Origin of the sequence: Tardiphaga sp. 285_C5_N1_2 (assembly GCF_052076065.1) — a bacterium.
In the GTDB taxonomy this organism is placed as follows: Bacteria; Pseudomonadota; Alphaproteobacteria; order Rhizobiales; family Xanthobacteraceae; genus Tardiphaga; species Tardiphaga robiniae.
This window is the reverse complement of the sequence record NZ_CP197241.1, coordinates 1315147-1332442: the sequence shown is the minus strand read 5'-3', so window position 1 is coordinate 1332442 and position 17296 is coordinate 1315147. Positions and strand designations below refer to the sequence as shown.

Here is a 17296-nt window from a genome sequence, read left to right as displayed (position 1 = left end):
CCTGCGTTACCCGGCGAGTGCCTTTCGCACGGCGTCGCCGTCGAATCCCTTGAGGCCGATGACTACGAGGTGCTCGGCCTGCGCCACATCCGGCCGGGCGAAGGCGAGATCGACGCGGGCGCCGACGGCCTGCACCACGATCGGCGCGGGCTTGTCCGTAATGCGGGCATGGCCTTTCACGCGCAGCACGCCGTCGAGGCCGAGCGCATCGCTAATGCGTGCGCGCATCGCGTCGATGCTCGCAGCAGCGGTTGGTTTGACGACGATGCTGTCGAAATCGTCATGGTCGTGTTCTTCTTCCTCGCCGTGATGACCGACGCGGGCGGCCATATCATCCTCGGCTGCGGCATTGAGGCCGATCAGCACTGATGGCGCGAGATCGCCCTTGGAGCGCACGATGCTCACACCCGGACGCAGCACGGCCTTGAGCTTGGCTTCGATCTCGGCGAGCTTCTCCGGAGCGACCAGATCGCTCTTCGACAGCACCACGAGGTCGGCGCAAGCCAACTGATCTTCGAACACTTCCTCGATCGGATCGTCGTGCTCGATACCCTCGTCCTTGGCGCGTTGCTCGGCAACGGCGTCTTCATCCAGCGTGACGCGGCCTTCAGAAAGCGCCAGCGCATCGACGATGGTAACAACGCCATCGACAGTGGCGCGGGTCTTTACCGCGGGCCATGCGAAAGCCTTCAGCAGCGGCTGCGGCAACGCCAGGCCGGACGTCTCGATGACGATGGCGTCGAGCGGGCGTTCACGGGACAGCAGCTTGTCCATGGTCGGCACGAAATCGTCTGCGACCGTGCAGCAGATGCAGCCATTGGTGAGTTCGACGATATCGCCGGGCGCGCAGGCTTTCGCCGCGCATTCCTCGACAAGACCTCCGTCAAAGCCGGCGTCTCCGAATTCGTTGACGATCACGGCGATGCGGCGGCCATCGGCCTGGGTCAGCAGCGAGCGTAGCAGCGTGGTCTTGCCGGCGCCGAGAAATCCGGTGAGGACGGTGACGGGAACGCGGGACATTCAATTCTCCTGGGAACGCTTAAGCCAGAGCGGAAGCCCGGCGGCAATGAAAGCAACATTCGGCACGGCGGCCGCGATGATCTGGTTGAGCCGGCCCTGCGCATCGCGAAAAGCGCGTCCGAGTGGCGTCTCCGGCACGAGGCCGAGGCCGACTTCGTTGGACACGAACACGATCGGATAGCGCGAGACATCGAGAAAACGCACGAGGCGCTTCGCTTCAATCTCTGGATCGCGCTCGGCGAACATCAGGTTCGACAGCCACAGTGTCAGGCAATCCACCAGCACGACGCGCCCGACCGTCGCCTCGCGCGTCAGCGCATCGACTAGCGCCAGTGGCTCTTCCAAGGTGATCCAGCTTTCTCCGCGCTGCCTGCGATGCTGCGCGATGCGGGCGTGCATCTCGTCATCGCCGGCCGTTGCCGTGGCCAGATAGATTTTCGTCAGGCCGATACCATCGACCAGTTTCTCGGCGAAGGACGACTTGCCGGAGCGCGCGCCGCCCAGCACCAACGTGGTGGAGGCCGCGGTCATTTCGGAGCACGTCCGTCTTCGGGTGACCAGCGCAATGGCGGCACGCGCGCGACCATACCCTTGCGCAACACCTCGGCGCGTTCCCGCCACGGTACAAGACCGTAGTCGGCCTTCTGATAGGACTCCACGAAAGACACCAGCGCCGCGCTGCCGCTGTCGGTCTGCAGATCGCCGAACAGGAACGTGTAGCCATCGGGACTCGTCACCGCGACCGTCGCCGGCCGCCTGCAGACGCTGAGACACTGCACCGGACGCACTATCACAGTAGCATCCCCATTGCCGAGCGCGGCCTTCACGGCATCGAACATGTCCGGCCCGACGATCGTGCCGGCTTCGGCAGCCTTGCAGCTGATGCACACGCTCACGACAACGGGACCAGCCGGCACAGGGCGCGGCGGTTCGACCGAAATTTGTTCGCCAGAGATATCGGCGCTGTCGTGATCCATCACATGCTCAGTTCATGCCCTCACGGGCCTACGAGCTTTGTTGGATCGCGCCGACAGCATGGCCGTCGGTTCGCTCCCGTCCGGTGCACCCCGCCCCGACGACGCCTCCAAAGCACAGTTCGTGATGGCAGGTCTCCTGGCTTGCGAGTCATAGCCTGTTGCCGCCTTCCCAAGAATTCTGAAGAATTCCCAGTGGCACCGGCGCGGGCTCGTCGCTTACAGTTGCGGGGGCAGCGCCGGCCTCAAACCGGCTTCCCTATTCACCTTCCACGCGGAAGGACCATCGCAAAAGACGCTATCTGCCGGGTGCGCCGGGGTCAACCGCGCCGACGGACTGTCGCCCGGACCTGTTGACCTTGCAGGTCGTCTTGCGTCAGTTAGGCCGCGAAAAGGAACCCTATGCCCGCTTATTCCCAGTCCTTGTGGCAGCCGCCCGCCATTGCGCCTGTTGACCCGCAGATCGCGGCAGGCATCCGCGCCGTCATCGACGGCAAGGCCAAACCGCCGGGATCGCTGGGGAGAATCGAGGACCTGGCGCTGCAGCTCGGCATGATCCGGCATCCGGGCGAGCCCCGCGGCGACAATGCCGTGCTGCTGATCTTCGCGGGGGATCACGGACTCGTAGCCGAAGGCGTGTCGCAATATCCGTCGGCGGTCACGGTCGCGATGGTGACGACCTATCTGGCCGGCCGCGCCACGGCCAATGCTTTCGCCGCGGCCAATGACATCGGTGTGCGCGTGATCGACATCGGCGTCGCCGCCGAGCTGCCGGTGCACCCGAAGCTGGTCGATGCAAAGGTTCGCATGGGTACGGCGAATGCCGCGCGCGAGCCAGCGATGACGGCAGAGCACGCGGCCGATGCGCTGACGCGCGGCTTCAGAATCGCCGTCGGTGAGATCAAGGCCGGCGCAGACATCATCGCGCTCGGCGAGATGGGAATTGGCAACACGGCCTCATCGGCACTGGTGGTTCATCGACTCGCGCCGGCCCCCCTGGATGATTGTATCGGCGTTGGCGCCGGGCAGGATGATGCCGGCATGGCGCGCAAGCGCGCGGCGATCACGAAGGCGGCAGCACGCAGCGACGCAACTGCGCCGCTGGATGTGCTTGCCGAATTCGGCGGACTGGAAATCGCAGGCATGGCCGGAGCGATCCTCGGCGCAGCTTCGCAACGACGGCCGGTGATCATCGACGGCTTCATCTCCAGCGCCGCGGCACTGCTCGCCGTTCGCCTGTCCCCGGCTGCACGCGACTACTGCGTCTTCGCGCACCGCTCGGCCGAACGCGGCCACGACATGGTGCTCGATGCGCTCGATGCCCAGCCGCTACTCGATCTCGGCTTGCGGCTCGGTGAAGGCACCGGCGCGCTGCTTGCGGTGCCGTTGGTCCGCGCCGCCGCGCGCATGCTGACCGACGTTGCGAGCCTCAACGACGTGCTGGCCGGAAATATCTAGATGAGACCGGATCCGCATCTTTTGAATGCGATCCGTTTCCTGACGGTGCTGCCGGTACCGGCAACTGTCGACGCGCAAGGGCCTGACTGGCTTGCGCGTGCAATGAAGTATTTTCCGGTGGTCGGCGCCGGCATCGGCGCTGCATCCGCAATCGTGTTTCTCGTTGCCGGCGAATTCTGGTCACCGCTGATTTCCGCCCTGCTGGCGATCACGACAAGCATCGCTCTGACCAGCGCGCTGCATGAAGACGGCCTCGCCGACACAGCCGACAGCTTCGGCGGGGGCTGGACCGTCGAGAAGCGTCTTGCAATCATGAAGGACAGCCGCATCGGCACTTACGGCGCCCTGGCACTTTGCCTGGGCACGGCGCTGCGCATTGCGGCGCTCGCCATATTGCCGATGTGGGCAGGTGCGGCGGCGCTGATCGCCGTCCACGCCGCAGCCCGCGCCATGCCGGCCTTCGTGATGAACCGCCTGCCCTATAGCGGCGATACCAGTGCGATGAAGGTCACTTACGCCGAGGCGCCCGTGCGATTTGAGGAATCGTTGTTTGCACTTGGTGTGGTTGTGCTTGCAGCAATCCCGCTTGCGCTCGTCTCGGTCGCATCGCTTTTTGCGGGTCTTCTGCTCGGCGCAGCGCTCGCCGCACTGCTCGCACTCTGGTCGCGTCGTCTGATCGGTGGTTACACCGGCGACGTGCTCGGTGCCGTCGAGCAACTCTTCGAGATCGGATTTCTTCTCGGCGTTGCGGCCCTGATCAAATAGGCCAGTTCAGCGGCAATCGATAAGGCTCACCTTCAAAGGCATCCGCGCCGCGGCCGATGCGCGCAATGGCTTCGATCATGCGTCCATCGCGGCCAAGCTGTTCGTCAGCCAACTGCACCATCAATTTGTTCGGCGTCACATAAGGCGAACGTTTGCGTAGTTCATCTGCAATCGCCGTCTCATAGCCGGGATTGCGATCGCAGGCGATGGCGTAAGCCGCAGCGCTGGAACGGCTGATACCGGCCCAACAGTGAATGAGCATCGGGCGATCGGCGGTGCTGCCGCGGCCAAAGTCAAGAATGGCATCCACGGCGTCGGCATCGGGAGCGATCAGGTCCGGCGTCACCTCGACGATATCGTGGAAGGTCAGCTCCACATGACGCTCACGCGCCAACCCGCTCCAGTCGCGCTCGCTCGCTGCGGGCGAGAGAAGTGTCAGCAGATCGAAGGACGGCAGTGAGTCTGCCACAGCAGCAAGGCCTCCGAGCGAGCTCACATAGATCATTCGAACACCCTGCTCGCTGTCGTCATGTCCTTCCTCTCACCCACGGCGAATGGACCTTCTTCAACCTCATGCCGCTCCGATGTCGCTGATGCAGGGTCGGTTTCTTAATACCACCCCCGACCTTTTCGCACCTGCACCATCGCAAACAGAAGAAAATATACTAATCAGAACAATCGGTTACCTGCTCGAACTTTAGACAACCGAGGCAGGCCAATCTTAAAGAAGTTGCGATAGGTATCTGACTTACCAGTGCAGAGTCCAGGACGGTACGATGCTGAACTACTTCGAAATGGCGGCATCACAAATCGGAACGATCTTCCGCGTGCCGCGCGAAAACCCCGAACTGGTGGAAGCGAAACTCGCTGCCTTCACCCGTCAGGTGCCGATGATGTATGCGCTGGTGGTCGTCAACACGACGGCACTTGCAATCACCTTTTATGGTACTGCGCCACATCTGCTTACCGTCTATCTCCCTGCTGCATTCGATGCAATCTGTGTGATCCGGATACTGAGCTGGTTGAGAGCGCGGAACACCACACTGTCGCTCAACCAGGCCGTAGAGAAGCTCACCGGCTCGATCATCTTTGCAGGCATTCTCGGCGTCGCGTTCACTGCCTGGAGCCTCAGCCTGTTTCCCTATGGCGACGCCTATAGCAAAAGCCACGTTGCGTTCTTTATGGCCGTGACATCGATCGGCTGCGGTTTCTGCCTCATGCATCTGCGCGCGGCAGCGCTGATCGTGATGGCGCTGGTTGTCGTGCCTTTCGCGTTCTTTTTCGGCTCCAGCGACAATGTCGTCTTCGTCTCCATCGCCTTCAACTTCGTCGTGGTTATCGGGGCCGTTCTCTTCATGCTGCTCGGCAATTACTCCGACTTCGAGAAGCGGGTGAATTCGGAGAAGGCGCTGCGTATCAAGCAGGCTGAACTGCAGGTACTGAGCGACAAGAATTTCCGGAATTCGAATATCGACAGCCTCACTGGTCTCCCCAATCGCCGGAACTTCTTTGCCGAGCTTGAGCGCGGCATTGTCAACACTGAGCACAGTAGCGGCGGCCTGCTGCTCGGTATCCTGGATCTGGATGGCTTCAAGCCGATCAACGACATCCACGGACACCACACGGGTGATCGCTTGCTGGTCGAAGTCGCAGACAGACTGCGCGCACATCTCGCCCCTCACGTGTTTCTGGGCAGACTGGGCGGCGACGAATTCGTCATGTTCAGCGACCAATTGCTCGACCCGGATGCAATTGTTGAGGCGGAAGAGAGCATCGAGAACCTGTTCGACATCCCGTTCGAGATTGATGACATTACAGTCAGCATCAGCTGCTCGATCGGATATGCGGAATTTCCGGACACAGCCAGGACCGCGCAGGATCTGTTCGAGCGCGCCGATTATGCGCTGTTCTTTGCCAAGCAGCACAAGCGTGGCAAGGCCGTCCGGTTTTCCGCAGAACACGAAGCCGATATCCGCGAGGCCTCCTCTGTGAGTCGGGCCCTGGCCAGTGCCGACCTCGAACGGGAATTGTGGATCGCCTACCAGCCGATCATCGACGCAGAAACACAACAGCCCGCGAGCTTCGAAGCCCTGGCGCGCTGGAAGAGCCCGGAGCTCGGCAATGTTCCACCGATGAGCTTCATTGTCGCCGCCGAGCGCTCAGGCATGATCGGCCAGTTGACCCCGTTGCTGCTGCGCAAGGCCCTTGAAGGTGCAGCGACATGGCCGGAGCATGTCCGGATTTCGTTCAACCTCTCTGCGGTGGACGTCGCCTCTCCCCTGTCGATCCTCAAGATCATTGCTGTTGTCCAGCAAAGCATGGTGAAGGCCAGCCGCATCGACTTCGAGATTACCGAGACGGCCGTGATGGGCAATCTCGCACAGGCGACCGAAGCATTGAATGCCCTGAAGGCTCTGGGCGCCCGCATCTCGCTGGACGATTTCGGCACCGGCTATTCGAGCCTAAGCTGCATCCGCGAATTGCCGCTGGACAAGGTCAAGATCGATCGCAGCTTCATCAGTAAGATCGAGACGGATTCTGCTGCGCGCCTGATCCTGCGCACCATGCTCGGACTGTGCAACGGCCTCGGTCACGACTGCATCGTCGAAGGCGTCGAGAGCGACGAACAGGTCGACTTCCTGCGCAAGGAGCACTGCCGTTTCATGCAGGGTTACTTCTTCGCCAAACCCATGGGCATCGAGCAGGTCGGCGATTATCTGGCTTCTGTTCAACACGGCGTGCTGGCCGAACGCACCGCCAGCTAGTCGTTCTGTCCGTCGAGCAGCCGCACCGCCTCGAACAGCGTCGCCGCGCCGACGGCCAGTTGCTCGGGCTCCGACCATTCCTCCGGGCAATGGCTCTTGCCGTCCTTTGACGGAATGAACAGCATCGCGCTGCGGCCGATATGCGACATGAAAGCCGCGTCGTGACCGGCGCCCGACGCCAGCCGCGTCGTGGAATAGCCGAGCTTGGCAGCGCTACGTCCGAGAACATCGAGCAGGTGATCGTCGCAAGGCGCGGGAGGATTTTGCGAAATCAACGCGAAACGTTCGCGTTCGACCTTAGCGCGTTTGGCGATGGCGAGGCTCTCGCGGTCGAGCAGTGCCACGAATTCATCGACCAGCGCGGCCTTCTCTGCGCGAATATCGAGGATCATGCGCGCACCGCCGGGGACGACATTCGCAGCGTTCGGGCTGATCTCAAGGATCCCCGTGGTGGCGACGAAGTGGCCCTGCTTGCGCGCCGCAAACGCATTGGCCTGCTGAGCGACGAGCAGCACGAGTTCGGCCGCGGGCAAGCTTGCATCCCTACGATATTCCATCAGCGTCGAGCCGGCGTGATCGGCGGCGCCCTTCAGCACGATCTCGACGCGGGTGATGCCGGCGATCCCGGTGACGAGACCGAGATCGAGCTTCTTGCTTTCCAACACGACGCCCTGCTCGATATGCAATTCGAGATAGCCGACAAATTCCGGCTTCGGCATGGTGGCGACGGCCGCCGGATCGCCGCCGACGCGCTTGATGGCATCGGCCAGCGTTTCACCGGCCGCGTTGGTGTAGGTCAGCATTTTCGCATCAAGTTCGCCGACCATGGCGCGGCTGCCGACGCATGACAGGCCGTATTCGCTGGGCTCCTCGGCGAGGAAATCCACGATCTCGATTGGGTGCCGCGATTTGTAGCCGGACGCCTGCAGCGCACGCACGGCCTCCAGCGCCGTGAGGATACCGGAAATGCCGTCAAAGCGGCCGCCGGATGGCACCGTGTCGGAATGCGAGCCGAGCATGATCGGCGGCAGGCCCGGAACGCTGCCTTCCAGCCGGGCGATCATGTTGGCGCCGGCATCCATGCGCACCGTCATGCCCGCGGCGATGAATTGCTCACGCAGCCAGGCGCGCCCATCGAGAAAGCGCTGCGAGAACGATCGCCGCGTCCACGGCTTGTCGGGATCGGTGATGGCGGCAAGCGCCATATGGTCGTCCCAGAGGCGGTTCTGATCGATGGGCAGTTTGGTGTCGGTCGGCATGATCGGCATGAGGCTCATGAGTTGGCGGCACTGGCGCCGGCACGATTATTGTTGAACACTTTGGCCATCGTGAAGCAAGACGATGGACATCGCGAAGCAAGAAACGATCAGGGAGAAAATCGTGAGCAGCAAGACCAGGATCGCATGGGTGACCGGCGGCGGCACCGGAATCGGCAAGGCGGGCGCAGCGGCGCTGCTGGCCGACGGCTGGACGGTGGTTATTTCCGGCCGCCGGGCCGATGTGCTGAAGGGCGTCGCCGATGAACTCGGCGCCGGCGGCAAGCCCGTGGAGGCAATGGCGCTGGATGTCAGTAATGCCGACGACGTCAACAAGGTGGCACAGGCCATCCTCGCCAAACATGGCCGTATCGACCTTCTGGTCAACAGCGCCGGCGTCAACCTGCCGAAGCGCAGCTGGGAGGATGTCACGCAGGACGGCTGGGACCTGATCGTCGACATCAATCTCAACGGCGTGATGTATTGCATGCGCGCGGTGCTGCCCGCGATGCGCGCGCAGAAAGACGGCTGCATCATCAATGTCTCCTCGTGGGCCGGGCGCATCGTGTCGAAAATGACCGGGCCGGCCTATACGGCCACCAAACATGCCGTGCTGGCGCTGACCCATTCCTTCAACATGGACGAATGCGTCAACGGCTTGCGCGCCTGCTGTCTCTCGCCCGGCGAGGTCGCCACTGACATCATGAAGAACCGTCCGGTGCCGCCGAGCGACGAGGTGATGGCGCGGATGCTGCAGCCGGACGATCTCGGCAAGACCATCGCCTTCATCGCCAGCATGCCGCCGCATGTCTGTATCAATGAGGTGCTGATCAGCCCGACCTGGAATCGCTCGTTCCTAGCCATGTGAGCGTCGTGACAGTGGTCTGATTTGATTGTCAAACAGCCACGACCCTTCAGACATGCGTCATCACCCCTGTTATTTGCGGCGCGGGGGCGCCGTCGTTGCTTGCATTCCCGCCCCTTGTGAGAGGGCGTGCGGAACGCCGGGTGCCCGTTGCACCCTTGGGCCTGATGCGAATGCGGTCTTCCGCAGGTTAGTGTGCATCAGGACTTTCGGAGGCGCCGAGCGATTGCCCGGCGTTCCGCATGCGGTGTTTTTTCGGTTGCTTGCACTTTGCCTCGACGAACGCTCCGATCGCGAATTAAAGTCCCAAGGCGATGGGAAGGGAGCCTCAAGCGAGTAAGCCGAACGCGTTTTGACTTGGTCGTCCGTCACACTGTCCAGGGGTCTGTCCATCCGAAGGTCGGCCGTCTCCTTGCCAGTGGCAGTGCTGGCGCAGATCCGTCCTGCCCGAAGACAGACGTCCCCCCAAACCGCGTGACGCCGCATCTCCGGCGTCCACCGCATCCTGCCCCGCGAACGTGACGATCGCGATCGCCCCTCTCGGTGGGGCAGGACATAGGGGAATATAAACCTGATGGGGATATTGTCAACGGGAGATAGGAAAAAATGTTTCGGTACTGTCCTGCCGTCTCCCACCCGTCATTCCGGGGCGTGGCCGGCACTTGCCGGACGCGAACCCGGAATCTCGGCATGGAAGTCTTCAACCGCGCCAAACATCTCGGGATTCCCCGCCACTCCAATTGGAGTGGCTGAGGTTCGCGCTATGCCGGCTTGGCCGGCGACGCGCGCCCCGGAATGACGAGCCAAGGCGCACGTCCCGAAATGACGGCGTGAAAACCTCACCCGTTCTTCGCAAACAACTCCCGCCCGATCAGCATCCGCCTGATCTCGCTGGTGCCGGCGCCGATCTCGTACAGTTTGGCGTCGCGCAGCAGGCGGCCGGTGGGATAGTCGTTGATATAGCCATTGCCGCCGAGCAGCTGGATCGCGTCCAGCGCGCATTGCGTGGCGCGTTCCGATGCGTAGAGGATGGCGCCGGCGGCATCCTCGCGGGTGGTTTCGCCGCGGTCGCAGGCTTTCGCGACTGCATAAACGTAAGCGCGGGCCGAACTCAGCGCCACATACATATCGGCGATCTTGCCCTGCACGAGCTGGAAGTTGCCGATCGGCTCACCGAACTGCTTGCGCTCGTGCACATAAGGCTGCGCGACGTCGAGACAGGCCTGCATGATGCCGAGCGGGCCCGCCGCGAGCACCGCGCGCTCGTAATCGAGGCCGGACATCAGGACATTGACGCCACGACCGACCTCGGCGAGCACGTTCTCCTCGGGCACCTCGCAATCCTCGAAAACGAGTTCGCAAGTATCCGAGCCGCGCATACCCAGCTTGTCGAGCTTCTGCGCCGTCGAAAAACCCTTCATGCCCTTTTCGATGATGAAGGCGGTGATGCCGCGCGGGCCGGCCGCCGGATCGGTCTTGGCATAGACCACCAGCGTCTGCGCCACCGGGCCATTGGTGATCCACATCTTGTTGCCGTTGAGAACGTAGCGGTCGCCCTTCTTGTCGGCGCGGGTCTTCATCGACACCACGTCCGAGCCCGAGCCCGGCTCGGACATCGCGAGGGATCCCACATGTTCGCCCGAGATCAGCTTCGGCAGATATTTGCGCTTCTGTGCTTCATTACCATTGCGACGCAACTGATTGACGCAGAGGTTGGAATGCGCGCCATAGGACAGGCCCACCGAGGCCGAGGCGCGCGAAATCTCTTCTACCGCGATGACGTGTTCGAGATAGCCGAGCCCGGCGCCGCCGAACTCTTCCTCCACCGTGATACCGTGCAGGCCGAGCGCGCCAATCTTGGGCCAGAGATCGAGCGGAAACTGGTTGGTCTTGTCGATGGCTTCGGCGCGCGGCGCGATCTCGTTCTGGGAGAAGTCACGCACGGTCTCGCGAATCGCGTCCGCAGTCTCGCCGAGATCAAAATTAAACATCCGTTGAGCGTTCGCAATCACAGGGGCGCCTCCGGTCAGAACGGCGCGCAAGCGCACCGGTTTTGTTGATTGAAATCACCATGTCACGGGCTGAACGGGCTGAGAAGAGGCATAAAGTGGTCCTTGCTCTTGGCCGCGCAACGGGTTGTAATTCATCCAAATAAGCCCTCCGGGACCAACCACGGAAGGCATGCCAGGGAGAGAACCGATGCTCGATCGCGTCCAGGATTCCGACAGCAGCAAATCCGCCCAAGCCACCGCTCACGCCCAAGCTTACGGAATGCCGCTCGATGAGTTCGATCCCGGCAATCCCGAACTATTCCGCACCGATACTTTCTGGCCCTATTTCGAACGGCTGCGCCGCGAGGATCCCGTCCACTACTGCAAGGACAGCATGTTCGGACCGTATTGGTCGGTGACCAAGTACAACGACATCATGCAGGTCGAGACCAATCACGCCACCTACTCCTCCGCCGCGGCTTTCGGCGGCATCACCATCCGCGATGCCGGTGTGCAGTTCCGCCGGCCGATGTTCATTGCCACAGATCCGCCGCATCACAGCGCCCAGCGCAAGACGGTGGCGCCGATGTTTGCGCCTCACCACATGGACGAGCTCTCCAGCCTGATCCGCAGCCGCACTGCCGAGGTGCTGGACTCCCTGCCCCGCAACGAGACCTTCGACTGGGTCGACCGCGTGTCGATCGAATTGACCACACAGATGCTGGCAACCCTGTTCGACTTTCCCTGGGAGGAGCGCCGCAAGCTCACCCACTGGTCGGATGTCGCCACCATGTTGCCACCCACACCCGAGGCCGAGCTGGAGCGGCAGAGAGAACTGCGGGAATGCGGCGAGTATTTCGGGCGACTGTTTCAGGAGCGACTCAATGCGCCGCCGAAGAGTGACCTGATATCGATGATGGCGCATAGCGAGGCCACGCGGCATCTCGATCCCGAGAGCTTTCTCGGCAACATCATTCTGCTGATCGTCGGCGGCAACGATACCACGCGCAATTCGATGTCCGGCGGCGTCTACGCACTCAATCAATTCCCCGGCGAATATGACAAGCTGCGCGCCAATCCCGCGCTGATCGAGAGCATGGTGCCGGAGATCATCCGCTGGCAGACGCCGCTCGCACATATGCGGCGCACGGCGGTGCAGGATACCGAGCTCGGCGGCAAGCAGATCAGGAAGGGTGACAAGGTCGTGATGTGGTACGTCTCGGGCAATCGCGATGACGAGGTCATCGAAAACCCCAACGAATTCATCATCGACCGCATCAGGCCGAACCGCCATCTGTCATTCGGCTTCGGCATCCACCGCTGCGTCGGCCTCAGACTTGCCGAACTTCAATTGAAGATTGTGTGGGAAGAGATCATCAAGCGCTTCGACAGGATCGAAGTCGTCGGCGAGCCGCGCCGCGTCTTTTCGAGCTTCGTGAAGGGTTATGAAACACTGCCCGTGCGGATCGCTGGCTGAACCAGCGACCGCGACGGCTCAGGATCGATTTTTTGGAGAGCAGACGCCATGAATATCCAAGCCAGGATCAATCCTGACAAAGCCGAGATCCAGCGCGTCGCGCGCGAGATCGCCTATTCGACGCCGCTGAAGGACTTCCATCCCGGCGCGCCGAAATTGTTCGCGACCGATACGCTGTGGCCGTTCTTCGAACGGCTGCGCAAGGAAGAGCCGGTGCATTACTGCACCAATGCACCGATCGAGCCCTACTGGTCGGTGACCAAGTATCACGACATCATGCATGTCGACACCAATCACGGCATCTTCTCGTCCGACGTGAAGCATGGCGGCATCGCGATCCGCGACGTGCCGGAAGGCTATGACTGGCCGAGCTTCATCGCCATGGACGAGCCGAAGCACAGCGCACAGCGCAAGACCGTGACGCCGATGTTCACGCCAACGCATCTCGACGAGATGGCAGTGCTGATCCGCGGCCGCGTCTGCAAGGTGCTCGACGGATTGCCGCGCGGCGAGACCTTCGACTGGGTCGAACGCGTCTCTGTCGAACTCACCACGCAGATGCTGGCAACCCTGTTCGATTTCCCGTGGGAGGAGCGCCGCAAGCTGACGCGCTGGTCGGACGTGTCCACCGCGCTGCCAAAAAGTGGAATCGTGTCGTCGGAGGAAGAGCGCCGCCGCGAGATGGATGAATGCGCCGCCTATTTCCAGAAGCTCTGGAATGAGCGCGTGAATTCCGACCCGCGGAATGACCTGATTTCCATGATGGCGCATAGCGACGCCACACGCTTCATGGATCCCGACACGCTGATGGGCAATATCATCCTGCTCATCGTCGGCGGCAACGATACCACCCGCAACACCATGACCGGCTCGGTGCTGGCGCTGAACGAGAACCCCGACCAGTATCAGAAGTTGCGCGACAATCCGTCGCTTATCGAGACCATGGTCCCCGAAGTGATCCGCTGGCAGACGCCGCTGGCGCATATGCGCCGCACCGCCATGCAGGATACTGAACTCGGCGGCAAGACCATCAAAAAGGGCGACCGGGTGGTGATGTGGTACGTCTCGGGCAACCGCGACGAGGAGGTGATCGAGCGGCCCAACGAATTCATCATCGACCGCGCGCGGCCCAAGATTCACCTGTCATTCGGTTTTGGCATACACCGCTGCGTGGGCATGCGCCTGGCGGAGTTGCAATTGAGGATCGTTTGGGAGGAGATACTGAAACGGTTCGAGAACATCGAAGTTGTGGGGGAACCCAAGCGCGTGTATTCGAGCTTCGTTAAAGGCTACGAGACCCTCCCGGTTAAAATTACGTAAGACTGGAGGATTTCGTAATGCCGGTCAGGATTCATAATTTTCCCCTCAAGAAGAGAAGCTCAATTCCTTGACGAAACACCATCCCGCGGAACAGGACGAATTCCACGATATCCGCGATGCCGTTGCCAAACTGTGTGCACAGTTCCCCGGTGAATACTGGCGCAAGCTCGACCGCGAGATGGCCTATCCGAAGGCTTTCGTCGATGCATTGACGGAAGCCGGATACCTGTCGGTTCTGATCCCCGAGGAATATGGCGGCTCCGGCCTCAAACTGTCGGCCGCAGCGGCGATCCTCGAAGAAATCCAGCGCGCCGGTTGCAATGGCGGCGGCTGCCACGCGCAGATGTATACGATGGGCACCGTGCTACGTCATGGCAATGACGAGCAGAAGGCCAAGTGGCTGCCGAAGATCGCCTCGGGCGAAGTTCGGCTGCAGGCCTTCGGCGTCACCGAGCCGACCTCGGGCACCGATACCTCGTCGCTGAAGACGGTGGCGAAGAAGGACGACAACGGCGACTACATCGTCAACGGCCAGAAGATCTGGACCAGCCGCGCCGAATATTCCGACCTGATGGTGCTGCTCGCGCGCACCACACCGAAGGAACAGGCCGCGAAGCGCACCGATGGTCTGTCGGTGTTTCTGGTGGACATGAAGGAGGCCAAGAAGAACGGCCTCGAGATCCGCCCGATCCGCACCATGATGAACCATGCCACCACCGAGGTGTTCTTCACCGACATGAAGGTGCCGGCGGAAAACCTGATCGGCGAAGAGGGCAAGGGCTTCCGTTACATCCTCTCCGGCATGAATGCCGAACGCATCCTGATCGCCAGCGAATGCGTCGGCGATGCCAAGTGGTTCATCGCCAAGGCAAGCGTTTACGCCAAGGAACGTCAGGTGTTCGGCCGTCCGATCGGCCAGAACCAGGGCATTCAATTCCCCATCGCCAAGGCCTATGCGAATATGCGCGCGGCCGAGCTGATGGTGAAGGAAGCGCTCCGCAAATACGAAGCCGGCATGGAATGCGGCGCCGAGGCCAATATGGCCAAGATGCTCGCAGCCGACGCATCCTTCGAGGCGGCCAATGCCTGTATCCAGACCCATGGCGGTTTTGGATTTGCCGAGGAATACGATGTCGAGCGCAAATTCCGCGAGACGCGTCTGTATCAGGTGGCGCCGATCTCGACCAACCTGATCCTGTCCTTCGTGGCCGAGCACGTGCTCGGCATGCCGCGCTCATATTGAGATAGACACATGCTGCCGCTCAAGGGACTGACCGTCATCGCCGTTGAACAGGCGGTGGCTGCACCATTCTGCAGTTCGCGTCTCGCAGACGCCGGCGCGCATGTCATCAAGATCGAGCGCCCCGAAGGGGATTTTGCCCGCGGCTACGATGCCGCGGCGAAGGGCCAGAGCAGCTATTTCGTCTGGCTCAATCGCGGCAAGGATTCCGTGGTGGTCGATCTTGCGACGCCGGAAGGCCGCAAGGCGATGGAAGAGCTGATCGCCAATGCCGACGTGCTGCTGCAGAACCTCAAGCCGGGCTCGATGGACAAGCTCGGCTTCACCCGCGAACGCCTGCGCAAGGACTATCCGCGGCTGATCTGCTGCACCATCACCGGCTATGGCGACACCGGTCCCTACGCCCATCGCAAGGCCTATGACCTGCTGATCCAGGCGGAGAGCGGACTCGCCTCCATCACCGGCGGCCCCGAAGGCCCGTCGCGCGTCGGCGTCTCCATCGTCGACGTCGCCACCGGTGCAGCCGCGCATGCCGCGATCCTGGAAGCGCTGATCGGGCGTTCGGTGACCGGCGAAGGCGCGGATATCCGCATCTCGATGTTCGATGTGATGGCCGACTGGCTCACCGTGCCGCTGCTCAATGCCGAAGCCGGCAACGAGCCGAAGCGCATGGGCCTCGCGCATCCCTCCATTGCGCCCTATGGCGTGTTTCGCTCGAAGGACGGCAAGGACATCCTGATCTCGATTCAGAGCGAGCGCGAATGGAAGATCCTCTGCGCCAAGGTGCTGGGGAATGCCGACCTCGCCGCCGATCCGCGCCTCGTCAACGGCGTCGAGCGCGTGCGCAACCGCGCCTTCACCGACCAGACCGTCAGCGCCATCTTTGGATCGCTCAGCCGCGACGAACTGCTGAAGCGGCTGACGGATGCCGACATCGCGTTTGCGGAAGTGAACACCATGGCGGATCTCACCAATCATCCGCATCTGCGTCGCATCACCGTCAACACGCCGAATGGCGAAGTGTCGTATCCGGCACCGGCCGCGATCTGGATCGATGCGCCGCGCAGCTATGGCGCGGTGCCCGGCATCGGCGAAGTGCAGAAGTAAACTTCAAGATCAGACGGAGGTCATCATGACCGACAAGCTCGACATCGATCATCTCAAGCAGTGGATCGGTCGCACCGACGAGGCCTCCGACGTCGTGACTGCGCAGCTCGTGAAGGGTCTGCGCGCGACGCTGTTTCTCGACATCGGCACGCCGAAGCCCGGCGACGCCGCGCCGTTCACCACACAGTGGTGCCTGGCGCAGCCGGTGGCGGCAATGGACAAGCTCGGCCCCGATGGTCATCCCGCGCGCGGCGGTTTCCTGCCGCCAGTGCCGCTGCCGCGCCGCATGTGGGCCGGCGGCGAAGTGCAGTTCATCGAGCCATTGCTTGTCGGCGATGAGGTGACGCGCACGTCAAAAATCCTCGACGTCAATCTGAAGACCGGCTCGACCGGCGCGCTGTGCTTTGTCAATGTCGAACACCTGATCACCACCAAGCGCGGCCTCGCCATCCGCGAGCGTCAGGACATCGTCTACAGGGACATGCCGACCAGCATGGCGCCGCCGGCGCCCGCGCCCAAGGAAGTGCCAAAGGCCCAGCATCAGGAAACGCATTACGCCGATCCCGTGCTGCTGTTTCGCTACTCTGCACTGACCTTCAACGGTCACCGCATCCATTACGACCGCGATTATGTCACCAAGGTCGAATTTTATCCGGGCCTTGTTTTTCATGGGCCGCTGCAGGCGGCCTTGCTGGTGGAATTCGCGGCGAAGCTGAAGGGCGGCAAGGCGCCCGCGAAGTTCAGCTATCGCGGCGTGTCACCGCTGTTCGACGGCGCGGATTTTTCGGTGAATGCGAACGAGACGGCGGACGGGCTCGACGTCTGGACGGCGAACCATCAGGGCGCGCCGACCATGAAGGCGACAGCGAGCTGGTAATCGCAGCGACGCTCTGACCTAACCTCTCCCCGCATTGCGGGGAGAGGTCGCCGCGTCTTCGCGGCGGGTGAGGGGCATTGCGCTGTAAGAGCCCAACTCACTCCGCTTTCGGATCGCTCAATTCTTCGACCCGAGCATCCTGCAAATTTCGCGGGCGATGTGCCACGCCCCTCACCCCACC

At 62.1% G+C, this 17296-nt stretch carries 15 protein-coding genes and 1 riboswitch; of the genes, 9 read left to right on the top strand and 6 right to left on the bottom strand.

The window, feature by feature from the left end; all coding sequences use genetic code 11:
- Positions 1-6 precede the first annotated feature (6 nt).
- The 3 genes from cobW to AB7951_RS06265 are packed head-to-tail and all read right to left on the bottom strand — an operon-like array spanning position 7 to position 1997.
- On the bottom strand, positions 7-1020 hold the full coding sequence (gene cobW, locus AB7951_RS06275; RefSeq protein ID WP_120291524.1) for a cobalamin biosynthesis protein CobW: 1014 nt from the start codon (positions 1018-1020) through the stop codon (positions 7-9).
- The gene (gene cobU / locus AB7951_RS06270; protein WP_120291526.1) at positions 1021-1551 is read right to left on the bottom strand and encodes a bifunctional adenosylcobinamide kinase/adenosylcobinamide-phosphate guanylyltransferase; all 531 of its coding nucleotides are present in this window, start codon (positions 1549-1551) and stop codon (positions 1021-1023) included.
- The gene (locus AB7951_RS06265; protein WP_120291528.1) at positions 1548-1997 is read right to left on the bottom strand and encodes a DUF1636 family protein; all 450 of its coding nucleotides are present in this window, start codon (positions 1995-1997) and stop codon (positions 1548-1550) included. Before AB7951_RS06265 ends, cobU begins: the two co-directional genes overlap by 4 nt.
- A gap of 109 nt (positions 1998-2106) precedes the next feature.
- A riboswitch (cobalamin riboswitch) is annotated at positions 2107-2297 on the bottom strand.
- A gap of 99 nt (positions 2298-2396) precedes the next feature.
- Between AB7951_RS06265 and cobT the strand changes: the two genes are divergently transcribed.
- Together cobT and cobS are read left to right on the top strand one after the other, a co-directional pair.
- Positions 2397-3452: a nicotinate-nucleotide--dimethylbenzimidazole phosphoribosyltransferase gene (cobT, locus tag AB7951_RS06260; RefSeq protein WP_120291530.1), complete on the top strand. Its 1056-nt coding sequence runs from the start codon at positions 2397-2399 to the stop codon at positions 3450-3452.
- The gene (gene cobS / locus AB7951_RS06255) at positions 3453-4217 is read left to right on the top strand and encodes an adenosylcobinamide-GDP ribazoletransferase (protein WP_120291532.1); all 765 of its coding nucleotides are present in this window, start codon (positions 3453-3455) and stop codon (positions 4215-4217) included. It abuts the gene before it with no gap.
- On the opposite strand, the gene AB7951_RS06250 is transcribed toward cobS, so the two are convergent.
- Positions 4210-4722 (bottom strand): tyrosine phosphatase family protein, encoded by a 513-nt coding sequence (locus AB7951_RS06250; RefSeq protein ID WP_120291534.1) that lies wholly within the window; start codon positions 4720-4722, stop codon positions 4210-4212. The two genes, cobS and AB7951_RS06250, sit on opposite strands and share 8 nt — an antisense overlap.
- Positions 4723-4993: 271 nt before the next feature.
- Here AB7951_RS06250 and AB7951_RS06245 point away from each other — a divergent pair, with 271 nt between their 5' ends.
- Positions 4994-6982, top strand: a complete 1989-nt coding sequence (locus tag AB7951_RS06245; RefSeq protein WP_120291536.1) for a putative bifunctional diguanylate cyclase/phosphodiesterase — start codon at positions 4994-4996, stop codon at positions 6980-6982.
- Here AB7951_RS06245 and AB7951_RS06240 read toward each other — a convergent pair.
- Positions 6979-8259 (bottom strand): Zn-dependent hydrolase, encoded by a 1281-nt coding sequence (locus AB7951_RS06240; protein WP_231079803.1) that lies wholly within the window; start codon positions 8257-8259, stop codon positions 6979-6981. The genes AB7951_RS06245 and AB7951_RS06240 overlap by 4 nt on opposite strands.
- Before the next feature lie 103 nt (positions 8260-8362).
- Between AB7951_RS06240 and AB7951_RS06235 the strand changes: the two genes are divergently transcribed.
- On the top strand, positions 8363-9106 hold the full coding sequence (locus AB7951_RS06235; protein WP_414716860.1) for an SDR family oxidoreductase: 744 nt from the start codon (positions 8363-8365) through the stop codon (positions 9104-9106).
- Between the two features lie 836 nt (positions 9107-9942).
- Here AB7951_RS06235 and AB7951_RS06230 read toward each other — a convergent pair.
- The gene (locus tag AB7951_RS06230; RefSeq protein ID WP_089265707.1) at positions 9943-11115 is read right to left on the bottom strand and encodes an isovaleryl-CoA dehydrogenase; all 1173 of its coding nucleotides are present in this window, start codon (positions 11113-11115) and stop codon (positions 9943-9945) included.
- A gap of 259 nt (positions 11116-11374) precedes the next feature.
- On the opposite strand from AB7951_RS06230, the gene AB7951_RS06225 reads away from it, so the two are divergent.
- The 5 genes from AB7951_RS06225 (at position 11375) to AB7951_RS06205 (ending at position 17115) form a co-directional block, all read left to right on the top strand.
- On the top strand, positions 11375-12571 hold the full coding sequence (locus AB7951_RS06225; protein WP_439062676.1) for a cytochrome P450: 1197 nt from the start codon (positions 11375-11377) through the stop codon (positions 12569-12571).
- Positions 12572-12619: 48 nt separating this feature from the next.
- Positions 12620-13891 (top strand): cytochrome P450, encoded by a 1272-nt coding sequence (locus tag AB7951_RS06220; RefSeq protein WP_120291540.1) that lies wholly within the window; start codon positions 12620-12622, stop codon positions 13889-13891.
- Between the two features lie 67 nt (positions 13892-13958).
- Positions 13959-15134: an acyl-CoA dehydrogenase family protein gene (locus AB7951_RS06215; protein ID WP_120291542.1), complete on the top strand. Its 1176-nt coding sequence runs from the start codon at positions 13959-13961 to the stop codon at positions 15132-15134.
- A gap of 9 nt (positions 15135-15143) precedes the next feature.
- Positions 15144-16238 (top strand): CaiB/BaiF CoA transferase family protein, encoded by a 1095-nt coding sequence (locus tag AB7951_RS06210; protein ID WP_120291544.1) that lies wholly within the window; start codon positions 15144-15146, stop codon positions 16236-16238.
- Positions 16239-16263: 25 nt separating this feature from the next.
- The gene (locus AB7951_RS06205) at positions 16264-17115 is read left to right on the top strand and encodes an FAS1-like dehydratase domain-containing protein (protein WP_120291546.1); all 852 of its coding nucleotides are present in this window, start codon (positions 16264-16266) and stop codon (positions 17113-17115) included.
- Positions 17116-17296: the final 181 nt, after the last annotated feature.